Source organism: Rathayibacter sp. VKM Ac-2929 (genome assembly GCF_022815495.1).
GTDB classification, from domain to species: Bacteria; Actinomycetota; Actinomycetes; order Actinomycetales; family Microbacteriaceae; genus Rathayibacter; species Rathayibacter festucae.
The window spans coordinates 1-13,960 of record NZ_JALGRV010000003.1 but is presented as its reverse complement, the minus strand read 5'-3'; the positions used below and the strand labels follow the sequence as shown (position 1 = coordinate 13,960).

The window sequence follows — 13,960 nt, the reverse complement described above, 5'->3', positions numbered from 1 at the left end:
AGATCCCTCCGTTCTCCACGAAGTTCAAGCCCACCCTGACTCTTGAGCAGCAGGGTGGGCTGGAATACCCTGATGACCAGGCCGCAGAAGTACCGCGACGTCACGAGGTTCCTCCGCTCGAAAGGGTGGAACCGCACCCGGCAGAGAGGGAGCCACGAGACGTGGAGCCCCGCCGAGGGCGGGGCGACCGTCACCCTCGTGCAGCACCGGGGCGAGGTCTCGCCCGGCGTCGTCCGCCAGCTGCAGGCGGTCTTCGCGGACACCCCGAGCGATTGGAACCGACCATGACGAGCGGACCCCGGGTCCTCGCGGCCCGCGCCTACCGGGACGGCACTCCCTGGTGGACCATCGAGATCCCCGAGCTGACCTCGACCGCGCCGAACGGCGTCGAGATCGTCGCGACCGGAGGCGCGGTCTCGACCCGCGGCATCCCGGCCGCCGCCCGCGAGCTCGCCGCGGTGCACCTCGACGTCGGCATCGCCGAGGTGGACGTGCGGGTGAGCGTCGAGGCTCCGCCCGAGGTCCTCGCGATCTGGGACGAGGGCGCCCGCGCCGAGGAGGCGGCCCGCGCCGCCCTGCGGCACGCCGGCGCGCTCCGCCGCGAGGCCGTCCGCACCCTCCGCGCCGACGGCTACACCGTCGAGGCCGTCGCGGCCGCCCTGCGGATCAGCCCCGCCCGCGTCTCGCAGCTCGCGGCCACCCCCGATGCGGGGGGCGCCCTCGCAGACACTGCCTGACGAGCCGCGCAACGAAGGCCGAGCGCCCGGGATCGCCCGCGAACGCGCGGATCCGGTCGTCCGGCCTTCGTTCCGCGGACGACTCCGCGCGCACCGGCGCGCACACGCCGCGCAGACCGTCCGGGGCCCGCAGATGTCGGACGTGTAAACGGTTCCAGACGGCGACCGGGGGGCGTATACGATACCCGGTGTCCGCGCGGACGGCCTGTCGACGGCGGAGCCCACCGCACCCGTGCCCCGACCAGAGGTCCTCCCCGCTGTGACTGCTTCACCGACGCGCCCCGACGCCTCCGCCCTCGGCCGGGCGAAGGCGCTGCTCTTCGACCTCGACGGGGTGCTCACCCCCACCGCCGACGTGCACATGCAGGCCTGGGCCCGTCTCTTCGCGCCGTACCTCGAGTCGCGCGGCATCGCCGAGGGCTACACCGACGCCGACTACTTCCGGTACATCGACGGCCGCCCCCGCTACGACGGCGTCCGCGCGCTGCTCGCCTCGCGCGGCATCACCCTCCCCGAGGGCTCGCCGAGCGACGACCCCGCCCTCGAGACCGTCTGCGGACTCGGCAACCGCAAGAACGACGCCTTCAACCAGACCCTCGCCGAGAACGGCGTCGCCCCGTACCCCGGCTCGCTCGCCCTCGTCGACGCCGCGATCGCCGCGGGCGTCGAGGTGGCCGTCGTCACCTCCTCCCGCAACGGCGTGCCGGTGCTCGAGGCCGCGGGGATCCGCGACCGCTTCGAGGTCGTCGTCGACGGCCTCCTCGCCGCCCGCGACGCGATCGCCGGCAAGCCCGCGCCGGACACCTATCTGCACGCCGCGCAGCTGCTCGGGTTCACCGCCGCCGAGTGCGTGGTCGTCGAGGACGCGCACTCCGGAGTCGCCGCCGGCCGCGCGGGCGCCTTCGGCCTCGTCGTCGGCGTCGACCGCGGCGTCGGCCGCGACACCCTCCTCGAGCACGGCGCCGACATCGTCGTCGACGACCTGGCCGAGCTGCTCCCCTTCCTCCCCTCCGCCCCCGCCCCCGAGGACGCCGCATGAACCCCATCACCTCCGACCCGCTCGACCGCAACCGGTTCCCGGTCGACGAGTGGTCGCTGATCGAGACCGAGTTCGCCACCGAGCTGCAGGGGCGCACCGAGACGCTCTTCGCGACCGGCAACGGCTACCTGGGCCTGCGCGGCAACGTGGAGGAGGGCCGCGACGGCTACGCCTACGGCACCTTCATCAACGGCTTCCACGAGACCTGGCCCATCCGGCACGCGGAGGAGGCGTTCGGCTTCGCCCGCGTCGGCCAGACCATCGTCAACGTGCCGGACGCGAAGATCATCCGCCTCTACGTCGACGACGAGCCGTTCGTGCTGAGCGAGGCCGACGTCCTCGCCTACACGCGCCGCCTCGACTTCGCGAACGGCGTGCTCACCCGCGAGCTGGAGTGGCGCACCCCCTCGGGCAAGCGCGTGCTGATCCGCTCGCGCCGCCTGGTCTCCTTCACCGACCGGCACCTCGCGATCCTCGACTACGAGGTCGAGATGCTCGACCACGACGCCTCGGTGCTGATCTCGAGTCAGATCCTCAACCGCCAGGACGGCGTCGACGAGTACCACGCGCCCTCGGGCAGCGAGGCCGCCGGCTTCGACCCGCGCAAGGCCGAGTCGTTCGAGGACCGGGTGCTGCAGCCGCAGCTCAAGCGGGTCAGCGGCACGCGCTATCTGCTCGGCTACCGCACCACCAACTCCCGGATGACCGTCGCCTGCGGTGCCGAGCACGTGCTCGAGACCGAGAACGAGTGGGACCAGACCTCCCAGATCGACGACGACCTCGCCAAGCACGTCTACCGGGTGAAGGCGAAGGCCGGCGTCCCGGTGCGCCTGGTGAAGACGTTGACCTACCACACGTCGCGCGGCGTCCCCGTGCGCGAGCTCGCCGACCGCTGCGACCGCACGCTCGACCGCGCCCGCGAGACCCCGGTGGAGGAGCAGTTCGTCAAGCAGCGCGAGTGGCTCGACGACTTCTGGGTCCGCTCCGACGTGCAGATCGACGGCCAGCCGGCGATCCAGCAGGCCACCCGGTGGAACCTCTTCCAGCTCGCGCAGTCCACCGCCCGCACGGACGGCGGCGGCGTCGCGGCCAAGGGCGTCTCGGGCTCCGGCTACGGCGGCCACTACTTCTGGGACACCGAGGTCTACGTCCTCCCGTTCCTCAGCTACACGGCGCCGCTCGTGGCGCGGAACGCCCTGCGCTTCCGCCAGAACATGCTCGAGGCGGCCCGCTCGCGCGCGGCCGAACTCAACCAGCGCGGCGCGCTCTTCCCCTGGCGCACCATCAACGGCCAGGAGTCGTCGGCCTACTACGCCGCCGGTACCGCGCAGTACCACATCGACGCCGACATCTCCTATGCGCTGATGCAGTACGTGGGCGCGACCGGCGACGACGACTTCCTCGCCCGTGGCGCGATCGACATCCTGGTCGAGACCGCGCGGATGTGGGCCGACCTGGGCTTCTGGCGCAGCAACGGCGACGACCACTTCCACATCCACGGCGTCACCGGGCCGGACGAGTACACGACCGTCGTCAACGACAACCTGTACACGAACGTGATGGCCCGCTCGAACCTGCGCGCGGCCGCCCGCGCCGTCGAGCTGCTCAAGGCCGTCGAGCCGTCGGCCTACGAGCGGATGGTCGCCCGCCTGCTGCTGGACGAGGACGAGGTCATCGAGTGGGCCCGCGCGGCCGACAAGATGCACATCCCCTTCGACGCGCGCGCCGGCATCCACCCGCAGGACGCGGCGTTCCTCGAGAAGGAGCTGTGGGACCTCGAGAACACCCCGGCGTCCAAGCGGCCGCTGCTGCTGCACTTCCACCCGCTGGTGATCTACCGCTTCCAGGTGCTCAAGCAGGCCGACGTCGTGCTCGCGCTCCTGCTGCAGGGCAACGAGTTCACGGCGGAGCAGAAGCGCGCCGACTTCGAGTACTACGACGCGCTGACCACCGGCGACTCGACGCTCTCGGCGGTCGTGCAGTCGATCATCGCGGCCGAGGTCGGCTACAGCGAGCTGTCCCGGCACTACTTCCTCTCGGCGCTGTTCGTCGACCTCGCCGACCTGCACCGCAACACCGCCGACGGCATCCACGTCGCCTCGACCGGCGGCGTCTGGTCCGCCCTGGTCTACGGCTTCGGCGGGATGCGCGACCACGGCGGGCGGATCACGCTCGACCCGCGCCTCCCCGACGACTGGGACCGCCTGACCTTCCGCATCGCGCTGCACGGCACGCGGGTGCGGGTCGAGGTGACCCAGGAGGCGGTGCTGCTGACCGTCGAGGACGGCGACGCCGCGGCGATCACCGTCCGCGGCGAGCGCGTGCACGTCGAGTCCGGCAACCCGGTCCGCGTCGGCCTCGGCCACCAGGGCCCCCGCCTCACCGGAGCGCCGACCACCTCCGACATCGAGGGCACTCGCCGCTCGGACGGCACCGTGATCACCGCCTCCATCCCCACCATCTCGATGACCCCGGAGCCCGAGGTGCTGACGGGTCCGTAGCCCCTCCTCGCGATGAAGCGGCTGCGCCGCACTCCGTTCTTCACTGATCGAGCGGCTGCGCCGCGCGCCCTCTTCGAGACACCGGTCCACGGAGCGGGCGCCGTCCATGCTGATCGAGTAGCCCGCGCAGCGGGCGTATCGAGATCCACCACCGCCTGCACGCGGGGTCTCGATACGCCCCTTCGGGGCTACTCGACCAGCATGCTGCGCAGCACGCAGCACGCAGCACGCAGCACGCAGCACGCAGCACGCAGCGCGCAGCGCGCATCGCGCCTCCCGTGTCGCCCGCCCGCACCCAGCGCCGCCCGACGCGCCTCCGCGGAGCCGCCCCGCCGGCCGCTGATAGCGTCGCCCGATGGTCATGAGCAGTACTCGGTTTCCCTCGGCGGCGCAGTCGACCGTCGCGGTCGTCAGTGACTACGCGCTCGACTACACCGGCGGCGCGCAGACGGCGATGGTCGCGGAGTGCCGGAGCCTCGTGGAGGCGGTCGTCCGCGTCCTGCTGGTCGTCCCCCGCTCCGCCACGACGCTGCCGCTCGACGGCATCGACGTGCGCCCGATCCCGGCACCCCGGATCCCGGTCGCGCAGCTGCCGGTCGTCCGGAACTCCCGTCGCACCCGGGCCCTGCTCGAGCGGCTGCTCCGCGAGGAGGGGATCGGCGCGGTCCACGTCCACTCCGAGTTCGGCCTCGCGGTCGCCGCGCTGGAGGTCGCCGCGGCGCTGTCGCTCCCCTCGGTCGCCACCGTGCACACCTTCTTCTGGCGCGGGGTGCCCGGTCGCGCCGGCCGCCTGCTGGCGCCGGTCGCCGCGGCCTACGTCGCCGCCGTGACCGGCCGCCGCCCGCGCCCGCGACGCGGCGGTGGCGACCTCCTCGGCGAGCTCCTCCGCGACGTCACCCGGAGCGCCGCCGCCCGGCCCGATCTCGTGATCTCCCCCTCGGCCCACCAGGCCGAGGCGCTCCGTCGCGCCGGCCTGCCGCGGGTGGCGGTGCTGCCCAACACCGTGATCCCCCGGGAACGCGGCGCCGGCGATGTCGCGCCGGACGGCTCCGGTCCGCTCCGCCTGCTCTGGGTCGGCCGGTGCGCACCGGAGAAGCGGCTCGTCCCCTTCGTCGAGGCCTGCCTCGCGGTCCTCGCCCGCGACCCGGACGCCCTCCGCGTCGAGATCATCGGCACCGGTCCCTCGCTCGCCCCCGCGGTCCGGCTCGCGGGGGGGGGGGGGGTCTCCGGCCGTCGTGTTCCGCGGCTTCGTCGAGAACCGCCTCATCGGCGACGCCGTCCGCCGCTCCGACCTCGTCGCCCTGACCTCGTCCGGCTTCGACAACCAGCCGATGGTGGTGGTCGAGGCGCTGCGGGGCGGCCGCGGAGTCCTCTACGTCGACCCGGCCCTCACGGAGGGCCTCGACGGCCCGGGACTTCTCGCGCCCGTCGAGCCGACCGCCTTCGCCGAGTACCTGGAGCGGCTCTGCCGCGACCGCGCCCCGGTCCACGCGGCGGCCGCGGCGGCACGGGACGCCTTCACCGATTTCGCGCCCGAGGCGCACGCCGCGGCCGTCCTCGCGCTCTACGGCGCAGCGCGCGAGATCGCGGGTCTGCGCGCCGCGCAGGAGTAGCGCGGCCGGGCGTCAGGCCGTGGCGACCAGCGCGCGCACCGCGGAGGTGAAGAACGCGAGCCCGTCCACGCCCGAGCGCATCGCGGCCGGGGTGTCCGGGCCGAAGCCCGGCTCGACCGCGTGCTCGGGGTGCGGCATCAGGCCGACGACGTTGCCGCGCGCGTTCGCGACTCCGGCGATGTCGTTCATCGAGCCGTTCGGGTTGGCGCCGAGGTAGCGGAAGACCACGCGGCCCTCGCCCTCGAGCTCCGCGAGCGTCTCGGCCGAGGCGATGTAGCCGCCCTCGCCGTTCTTCAGCGGGATGGTGATCTCCTGGCCGGCCTCGAAGTCGCTGGTCCAGACGGTGGCGGCGTTCTCGACGACGAGCCGCTGGTCTCGGCAGACGAAGGAGCCGACGTCGTTGCGGATCAGGCCGCCGGGCAGCAGGTGCGCCTCGGTCAGCATCTGGAAGCCGTTGCAGATGCCGAGGACGGGGGTTCCGGCGTTCGCCGCGTCGATCACCTCGCGCATGATCGGCGAGTGCGAGGCGATGGCGCCGCAGCGCAGGTAGTCGCCGTAGGAGAAGCCGCCGGGCAGCACGATCGCGTCGACGCCGTCGAGGTCGTGATCGCCGTGCCAGAGGGCGACGGGCTCCGCGCCGGCGAAGCGGACCGCGCGCTGGGCGTCGCGGTCGTCGAGCGAACCGGGGAAGGTGATGACGCCGATCCGCATGATCACGCCTCCGGGTAGTGGATGCCGACGACGTCCTCGATCACCGAGTTCGACAGCATGTCGTCCGCCAGGGCGGCGATCGAGGCGCGGACCTCGTCGGTCACCTCGTCGACGGTGATCTCGAAGCGCTTGCCCACCCGCACGCCCGTGACGGCGGAGTGGCCGAGGCGCGAGAGCGCGCCGGCGACGGCCTTCCCCTGCGGATCGAGCAGCTCGGCCTTGGGCATGACTTCAACGACGATCGTGGGCACCGTGTTCTCCGGAGTCTCGAGGGGCTGTGCGGATCTCCGCGCGCCCATCGTACCCGCCCGGCTTTCCGGCGATCCGTCCCGCGATCGCCGGTCTCGACGGGCCCTCCGCTCAGGCCGCCGCGGTCACCCGCAGGGTGTTCGCCCACGGGTCCTCGAAGGACAGCGTCCGCCCGTCGTCCGCGGTCGCGACCTTCGCGCTGCGCAGGCGCTCGCCGAGCGCGCCCAGATCGTCCGCCGCCGGCACGACGATCTCGACCTGCCCCAGCCCGAGCGCGAGCTGCCGCCGCCCGGCGCCGAGCGAGTTCCAGGTGTTCATCGCCATGTGGTGGTGGTAGCCGCCGGCCGAGACGAACAGCGCCTGCCCGCCGTAGGCGATCGTCGTCTCGAAGCCGAGCCGGTCGACGTAGAACTCCTTCGCCGTCGCGACGTCGCCGACGCTCAGGTGCACGTGGCCGACCGAGGCGCCGCCGAGCCGCGGCTGCGCGATCGCCTCCTCGGTCAGGTGCTCCCGGAGGAACGCGTTGGGGTCGAGGAAGAGCGTCGACATCTCGATCCGCCCGTGCGTCCAGGACCACTGGCTGCGGTCGCGATCCCAGTAGAGCTCGACGCCGTTGTGCTCCGGGTCGTCGAAGTAGAACGCCTTGCTCACCAGGTGGTCGGAGCTGCCGGTGAAGGAGCCGGGGTGCCGGGTCGCGACGCTGTGCACGGCGGCGGCGAGCGCCGCCTCCGACTCGAAGAGGATCGCGGTGTGGAACAGGCCGGCGCTGCGCGGGGCCGCGTGCCGCAGCTCCGGCGCGTGCTGGAGGATCACCGCCGGGACGCCGCCGCGGCCGAGCACCGCGACCGAGCCGTCCTGCGAGAGCAGATCGAGCAGGACGGCGTCGCGGTAGTAGGTGACCATCGCGTCGATATCGGCGACGCGCAGGGTGACCGCCCCCATCACGGTGTCGGGGGCGAGCAGGTCGGGGGAGGAGGTGGTCATGCCGGTCATGCTAGGTCCAACTCAGTTGTAGCCACAACTATTTCCTGGCGAGAGGAAGTCGAAGGAGGGGGCGCCGCCGGGTTCATAGGATCGCCATAGGCAGCGTCCAGCCCGCGCGATGCGGCGGGTCGTCGAATGGACTCCGGTCGCCGTCAGGGGCGGCCCCGGCCACGAGGACGCATCATGAACGAGTCACCCGAATCCCACGGCGCCGAGCGCGAGCCCGCTGCCACCGCGACGGACCCCACCGGCGCCGAGGAGCGCCAGGCGCTCCGGACCGACGACCGCCGCCGTCGCCGTCGCGCCCTGATCGCCGGCGGTGCCGGGCTCGCCCTGCTGATCGGCGTCACCGCGGGCGGCGTCTCGCTCGCCGGCCGCTCCGAGTCCGCCTCGGCCGCCTCGTCGAGCGCCGCCAGCACCATCGTCTACCCCGGCGGCTCCCGCGGCTCCTTCGGCGGCGGCATCATCGTGCTGCCGTACTCGGGCGGGTCCTCCTCGGGATACGGCTCCGGCAGCGGGTCGGTGTACGGGTACGGCTCGGGCGGTACCGGCGCGGGGACCTCCGGCTCCACGTCGACGTCCACGGCGACCGACGCCGTCCCCGCGAGCACCGCGCAGACCGCCGGCGTCGTCACGATCACCTCCGACCTCACCTACGAGGGCGCGACCTCCGCCGGCACCGGCGTCATCCTCACCTCCGACGGCATGATCCTCACCAACAACCACGTCGTCGAGGGCTCCACCAGCATCACCGTCACGGTCGAGAGCACCGGGCAGGCCTACACCGCCCGCGTCGTCGGCACCGACAAGACCAACGACGTCGCCGTGCTCCAGCTCGAGAACGCGTCGGGCCTCACCCCGGCGACCCTCGACACCGACGGAGTCGCGGTCGGCGACGCCGTGACCGCCGTCGGCAACGCGAAGGGCACCGGCAATCTGGTCGCCGCGGCCGGCACGGTCGAAGCCCTCGGGCAGAGCATCACCACCCAGGCCGAGACCGGCATCACCGGCGAGAAGCTCACCGGCCTGATCCAGGTCGACGCGGACATCGTCGCGGGCGACTCGGGCGGCCCGCTGGTCGACGCGGCCGGGAAGGTCGTCGGCATCGACACCGCCGCCTCCAGTGGAACCGCGGACATCACCGGCTTCGCCATCCCGATCTCGAAGGCCCTCGACATCGTCGCGACGATCGAGGCGGGCGCCGACACGTCGACCGTCGCGATCGGCTACCCGGCCTTCCTCGGCGTCTCGCTGCCGTCCGGCACGACGGCGGGCACCGCCTCCGGAGCCGTCTCGGGCGCGAGCACCGCGGCGGGCGCCGTCATCGCCGGCGTGATCGAGGGCACCCCCGCTGCCGCCGCCGGTCTCGTCGCGGGCGACGTCGTCACCGCGGTCGACGGCACGGCCGTCACCTCGGGCGACGCCCTCTCCGCGGACCTGGCCCAGCGCGAGCCCGGCGAATCGGTCACCCTCACCTGGACCACCGCCGCCGGCACCTCGCAGTCCGCGACCGTCACCCTCGTCGAGGGCCCGGTCGCCTAGGAGCGGTCCGCTTCGCGGGCTCGTCCATCAGCGAGAAGCATGCTGATCGAGTAGCCGCGGAGCGGCGTATCGAGACCCACCGCGCCCAGCAGGTCGGTCTGCAGACGCGCGTGCTGACGCAGGTGGATCTCGATACGCCCGCTGCGCGGGCTGCTCGATCAGCATGAAGGCGAGGGACGCGAGCGCACCGCGCATGCTGGTCGAGTAGCCGCGGAGCGGCGTATCGAGACCCGCCCCGCCAGCACGCGCACGCGGCGCCGGCACACCCACCGCGACGCGCCGTTGTTTTGAACTATTCAACACAACTCGGTAGCCTTGTCCTCATGACGATGACGGACGACCGGCTGAGAGCCTCCGGGCTCAAGGCCACCGCGACCCGGCGGGCCGTCCTGCAGGCGCTCGAGGGCCACCCGCACTCCGACGTCGATCAGATCCTCGCGCGGGTGCGCGTCGACCTGCCCGACGCCTCGGCCCAGGCCGTGTACGGCGTCCTCGCCGCCTTCACCGAGGCCGGCCTCACCCGCCGCATCGAGCCGGAGGGCCACGCCCGCCGCTTCGAGCTCCGGGTCGGCGACAACCACCACCACGTCGTCTGCCGCAGCTGCGGCGCCGTCGCCGACGTGGACTGCGTCGTCGGCCAGGCGCCCTGCCTGCATCCGTCGTCGTCGAGCGGCTTCGCCATCGACACGGCCGACATCACGTTCTGGGGCACCTGCCCCGACTGCCTGGCGCAGGCCGAGACCCGGCCGGCGCCCGCCATCACCGCTGCGGAGGGCGAGACAGCGCTCCGCCGACAGGAGGACTCATGACCGAGGAACGATTCACGACGACCGATGCCGGAGCCCCCGTCGCCAGCGACGAGCACTCGCTCAGCGTCGGAGCCGACGGCCCCATCGCGCTCCACGACCACTACCTCCTCGAGAAGCTCGCGCAGTTCAACCGCGAGCGCATCCCGGAGCGCGTCGTCCACGCCAAGGGCGGCGGCGCCTTCGGCCGCTTCGTCACCACCGGCGACGTCAGCGCGTACACCCGCGCCGCGCTCTTCCAGCCCGGCGTCGAGACCGAGATGCTCGCCCGCTTCTCCACCGTCGCCGGCGAGCAGGGTTCGCCCGACACCTGGCGCGACCCGCGCGGCTTCGCGCTGAAGTTCTACACGAGCGAGGGCAACTACGACCTCGTCGGCAACAACACCCCGGTGTTCTTCCTCCGCGACGGCATCAAGTTCCCCGACTTCATCCGCTCGCAGAAGCGCCTGCCCGGCACCCACCTCCGCGACCACGACATGCAGTGGGACTTCTGGACCCTCTCGCCCGAGTCGGCGCACCAGGTCACCTGGCTGATGGGCGACCGCGGTCTGCCGAGCTCGTGGCGGCACATGGACGGCTTCGGCTCGCACACCTACCAGTGGGTCAACGCCGCCGGCGAGCGCTTCTGGGTGAAGTACCACTTCAAGACGAACCAGGGCATCGAGATCCTCAGCCAGGAGCAGGCCGACCAGATCGCCGGCGAGGACGCGGACTTCCACATCCGCGACCTGTCCGCTGCGATCGACCGCGGCGACCACCCCTCGTGGACCCTCTCCGTCCAGGTCATGCCGTACGCCGACGCCGAGTCCTACCGGTTCAACCCGTTCGACCTCACCAAGGTCTGGCCGCACGCGGACTACCCCCTGATCGAGGTCGGCACGATGACCCTCGACCGCAACCCGGAGAACTACTTCGCGCAGATCGAGCAGGCGACCTTCGCCCCCTCGAACTTCGTGCCCGGGATCGAGGCCAGCCCCGACAAGATGCTGCTCGCGCGCATCTTCAGCTACGCCGATGCGCACCGCTACCGCGTGGGCACCAACCACGCGCAGCTGCCGGTCAACGCCGCGAAATCGCCGGTGCACTCGTACTCGAAGGACGGCGCGATGCGCTTCGACTTCCAGCGCTCCGAGGTGCCCGTCTACGCGCCGAACACGATGGGCGGCGCGCACGCCGACCCCGCCCGCGCGGCGGAGGGCCCCGGCTGGGAGACCGACGGCGCGCTCACGCGGGCCGCGGCGACCCTGCACCCCGAGGACGACGACTTCGGCCAGGCCGGCACGCTCTACCGCGACGTCCTCGACGACGACGCCAAGGCGCGACTGGTCGCGAACATCGCCGGCCACGTCTCCAAGGTGACCCGCCCGGAGCTGCGCCAGCGCGTGCTCCAGTACTGGGCGAACGTGGACAGCTCGCTATCGCAGCGCGTCGCCGAGGCCCTCGAGCCCTCCGCCCCCGGCGCGGACGTCTCGCCGGAAGAGGTCGGCATCCACGCCTGACCCCCTGGTGCGCGGTACCGGCTGATCCCGGTGCCGCGCACCTCCGCCCGGTCCCCCGGACCGAGCGCCCCCGAGCAGCGGGCGGCGCGGGCTGTCGCATGCGGCCCCGCGCCGTCCGCTTCCCCGTCCGACGGGCGTCACCCCTCGGTGCGACGGCGTCATCCCGGGAAACCGAGGCGTCGCTGCCAGTCGGCGAGCACCTCCCCGGTGACGTCGAAGAGCTCGCTGCCCCGGTGCGGAGCATCGATCTCGGTGCTCGTCACGCGCACCCCGTTCGGCAGGATCTCCACGATCGCGGAGCCCGATGCGGCGATCGACCGCTCGTGCTGCGGCCCGGCGAGGACGTCGGTCCGATTCGCGGCACCGGGAGCGACCACCACTGGAGCCGGGTGGGTCGTGTCGACGAAGGCGTGGTGCCAGTGCCCGGCGAGCACCGCCAGGAGCGTCGATCCCTCGACCGCCTCCCAGAAGTCGTGCGGATTCGCGAGTCCCATCCCCCGGTGCAGCGGGGTGACCGCCTCGATCGGCGGGTGGTGCAGCACCACGACCGTCGGCGTCACCGGGTCCTCGGCCACTCGATTCCGCAGCCACGCCAGCGTCGGCTCGGCGAGGAGTCCCCAGGACGCTCCGCCCGGAACGGAGGAGTCGAGCACGAGGATCCGCACCCCGCGCACGACGACCTCGGTGTTCCAGGCCCCGTCGGAGCCGAAGCCCTCGCGGTCGTCGTGATTGCCGAGGGCGAGCACGAGCGCGGCATCCCGCTCGGCGCACCACTCCTCGAGCCTCGCGCGCAGAACCCGGTAGGACCCGGCATCGCCGTCATCGGTCAGGTCGCCGGACACCACGACGGCGTCGAGGTCGGCGACGGCGGAGTGGGCGGCGAGCACCGCGTCGAGTGCGGCGCGCGGATCGACGACGCGGTTGTAGCGGGCGGCGGGGTCGGCGAGCAGGTGCGTGTCCGAGAGGTGCAGGATCCGCACGGCACGGGGAGCGGCCTCCTCGAGGATCGCGTCGGCCCGCGCTCCCGCCGCCTCGATCCGCTCCGCGTTCCGCTCGTCGGGCCCGTCGGTCCAGGCGATCGCCTCCTCGAGGGTCTTGCCGAAGCGGAGGTGCCGCGCGACCAGTCGCCGCCGGCGCAGGGTCGGCTCGACCCGCAGGTGCAGCGTCAGATCGAGGAGGCCGGCGACCTCACCCCAGCCGTCGTCCTCGAGCAGCAGGTAGTTGCCCTCGACCAGGACGACGGTCCGCTCACCCACGGGGAGGGCGAGCGAGTCCGGCACCGGCTCCTCGATCGCGCGATCGAAGGAGGCGACCCGCACGGTGTCGCCCGGCTGCGCGGTCCGCAGACTCTGCAAGGCCCCGAGGAATCCGACGACATCGAAGGTGTCCGGCGCTCCCATCCGCTCACGTCGGCCGAGTTCGCGCAGCCGCTGCTGGGGCAGGTGGTACCCGTCGAGCGGGAGGACGAGCGCGCCGGGAAGGCGAGCACGCAGCCGCTCGGCGATCGTGGACTTGCCGGCGCCCGGTGATCCGTTGACTCCCACCAGCAGGAGACGCCGGTCCGACGCCGCCGCGCGGATCACGGCGACAGCCTCCTCGAGGGAGGCGAGCACGGGTCGGGGCTGGTCGGGGAGAGGCATGGGCCCATTGTGGCCAGCAGTGCCGGGGCGGCGGAGGGCCGACCACGCGGTCGGTGGAGAGTCCGGACATCCGCGCCCTGGGGAGGACCCCCAGCGCGACACGCCCGGGATGAGCGATTTCGGGGGCCCGGTTTGACAGTGCCGGGATCGGGCCGTAACTTATTCCAAGTCGCCACACAGGCCGCAGGGAAACGGAAGAACAGGGCTCCTCCGGGAGCACGGTTCGACGTCCCGGCCTCATTCGGCACCATCCACTCGGCAAGACAGTCCTTCGGGTCACGTCTGCCGCACGGATGTAAAGCCTTCGCAGGATCCCTCGGATCCAGCAACTTCGCCGCCCGGCGACGGACTCAGGTCCGGAACCGAGCAACGTCGGAGCGCCTACGAGCGCAACGGCATCGCGAAGAAGCCGGATTTGACACGGTCTGCGGATGTGCTAAGTTAGTCAAGTTGCCACGGCGGCTGAGAGAACAACTTCTCCAGCTTAGCGAAGTCTTCCGACTACGGCAACATCTTCGATCACTTCCGTTGTGAAGCACCTCTTCAGGTGTGGAGGCGGGATGTGTCCGATTCTTGAGAACTCAACAGCGTGCACTATGTTCAATGCCAAATTTATAACCCCGTCCGGGTCTTGTGATC

Annotated in this window: 12 protein-coding genes and 1 pseudogene; 9 read left to right on the top strand and 4 right to left on the bottom strand. The window is 72.3% G+C overall.

Features of this window, described 5'->3' with window-relative positions:
* Positions 1-72 precede the first annotated feature (72 nt).
* The 6 genes and pseudogenes from MT355_RS09190 to MT355_RS21585 all read left to right on the top strand — a co-directional run bounded on the left by MT355_RS09190 (position 73) and on the right by MT355_RS21585 (position 5,890).
* Positions 73-288: a type II toxin-antitoxin system HicA family toxin gene (locus MT355_RS09190; RefSeq protein WP_243599309.1), complete on the top strand. Its 216-nt coding sequence runs from the start codon at positions 73-75 to the stop codon at positions 286-288.
* Positions 285-737 (top strand): hypothetical protein, encoded by a 453-nt coding sequence (locus tag MT355_RS09185; RefSeq protein ID WP_243599308.1) that lies wholly within the window; start codon positions 285-287, stop codon positions 735-737. The genes MT355_RS09190 and MT355_RS09185 overlap by 4 nt, the downstream gene beginning before the upstream one ends.
* Positions 738-996: 259 nt before the next feature.
* Positions 997-1,776: a beta-phosphoglucomutase family hydrolase gene (locus MT355_RS09180; protein WP_308197327.1), complete on the top strand. Its 780-nt coding sequence runs from the start codon at positions 997-999 to the stop codon at positions 1,774-1,776.
* Positions 1,773-4,277, top strand: coding sequence for a glycoside hydrolase family 65 protein (locus MT355_RS09175; RefSeq protein WP_243599307.1), 2,505 nt, complete (start codon positions 1,773-1,775; stop codon positions 4,275-4,277). The genes MT355_RS09180 and MT355_RS09175 overlap by 4 nt, the downstream gene beginning before the upstream one ends.
* 355 nt (positions 4,278-4,632) lie before the next feature.
* Positions 4,633-5,271 (top strand): annotated as a pseudogene (locus MT355_RS21745) (glycosyltransferase); the annotation flags it as partial.
* A 241-nt stretch (positions 5,272-5,512) separates the two neighbouring features.
* Entirely contained in the window at positions 5,513-5,890 is a 378-nt protein-coding gene (locus MT355_RS21585; RefSeq protein ID WP_243599306.1) for a hypothetical protein, read from the top strand.
* A gap of 12 nt (positions 5,891-5,902) precedes the next feature.
* Here MT355_RS21585 and purQ read toward each other — a convergent pair whose 3' ends face one another.
* The 3 genes from purQ to MT355_RS09155 all read right to left on the bottom strand — a co-directional run bounded on the left by purQ (position 5,903) and on the right by MT355_RS09155 (position 7,834).
* Entirely contained in the window at positions 5,903-6,601 is a 699-nt protein-coding gene (gene purQ / locus MT355_RS09165) for a phosphoribosylformylglycinamidine synthase subunit PurQ (protein WP_123447083.1), read from the bottom strand.
* 2 nt (positions 6,602-6,603) lie between these two features.
* On the bottom strand, positions 6,604-6,852 hold the full coding sequence (gene purS / locus MT355_RS09160; protein ID WP_123447082.1) for a phosphoribosylformylglycinamidine synthase subunit PurS: 249 nt from the start codon (positions 6,850-6,852) through the stop codon (positions 6,604-6,606).
* 109 nt (positions 6,853-6,961) lie between these two features.
* Positions 6,962-7,834 carry a VOC family protein gene (locus tag MT355_RS09155; RefSeq protein WP_374204650.1) on the bottom strand — a complete coding sequence of 291 codons (873 nt, stop codon included), beginning with the start codon at positions 7,832-7,834 and terminating at the stop codon, positions 6,962-6,964.
* Positions 7,835-8,017: 183 nt separating this feature from the next.
* On the opposite strand from MT355_RS09155, the gene MT355_RS09150 reads away from it, so the two are divergent.
* The 3 genes from MT355_RS09150 (at position 8,018) to MT355_RS09140 (ending at position 11,681) form a co-directional block, all read left to right on the top strand.
* Positions 8,018-9,376 carry a S1C family serine protease gene (locus MT355_RS09150; protein ID WP_243599304.1) on the top strand — a complete coding sequence of 453 codons (1,359 nt, stop codon included), beginning with the start codon at positions 8,018-8,020 and terminating at the stop codon, positions 9,374-9,376.
* Positions 9,377-9,699: 323 nt separating this feature from the next.
* Complete coding sequence (locus MT355_RS09145) at positions 9,700-10,185, top strand: Fur family transcriptional regulator (protein WP_185019989.1); 486 nt, start codon at positions 9,700-9,702, stop codon at positions 10,183-10,185.
* Entirely contained in the window at positions 10,182-11,681 is a 1,500-nt protein-coding gene (locus MT355_RS09140) for a catalase (RefSeq protein ID WP_123447080.1), read from the top strand. Before MT355_RS09145 ends, MT355_RS09140 begins: the two co-directional genes overlap by 4 nt.
* Positions 11,682-11,839: 158 nt before the next feature.
* On the opposite strand, the gene MT355_RS09135 is transcribed toward MT355_RS09140, so the two are convergent.
* Positions 11,840-13,321, bottom strand: coding sequence for a metallophosphoesterase (locus MT355_RS09135; protein WP_243599303.1), 1,482 nt, complete (start codon positions 13,319-13,321; stop codon positions 11,840-11,842).
* Positions 13,322-13,960 lie beyond the last annotated feature (639 nt).

Bases quoted from the DNA above. Each gene is read 5' to 3' on its own strand.
- MT355_RS09190 (WP_243599309.1), top strand. From the start codon at position 73: ATGACCAGGCCGCAGAAGTACCGCGACGTCACGAGGTTCCTCCGCTCG.
- MT355_RS09185 (WP_243599308.1), top strand. From the start codon at position 285: ATGACGAGCGGACCCCGGGTCCTCGCGGCCCGCGCCTACCGGGACGGC.
- MT355_RS09175 (WP_243599307.1), top strand. From the start codon at position 1,773: ATGAACCCCATCACCTCCGACCCGCTCGACCGCAACCGGTTCCCGGTC.
- purQ (WP_123447083.1), bottom strand. From the start codon at position 6,601: ATGCGGATCGGCGTCATCACCTTCCCCGGTTCGCTCGACGACCGCGAC.
- MT355_RS09155 (WP_374204650.1), bottom strand. From the start codon at position 7,834: ATGACCACCTCCTCCCCCGACCTGCTCGCCCCCGACACCGTGATGGGG.
- MT355_RS09150 (WP_243599304.1), top strand. From the start codon at position 8,018: ATGAACGAGTCACCCGAATCCCACGGCGCCGAGCGCGAGCCCGCTGCC.
- MT355_RS09145 (WP_185019989.1), top strand. From the start codon at position 9,700: ATGACGATGACGGACGACCGGCTGAGAGCCTCCGGGCTCAAGGCCACC.
- MT355_RS09140 (WP_123447080.1), top strand. From the start codon at position 10,182: ATGACCGAGGAACGATTCACGACGACCGATGCCGGAGCCCCCGTCGCC.
- MT355_RS09135 (WP_243599303.1), bottom strand. From the start codon at position 13,321: ATGCCTCTCCCCGACCAGCCCCGACCCGTGCTCGCCTCCCTCGAGGAG.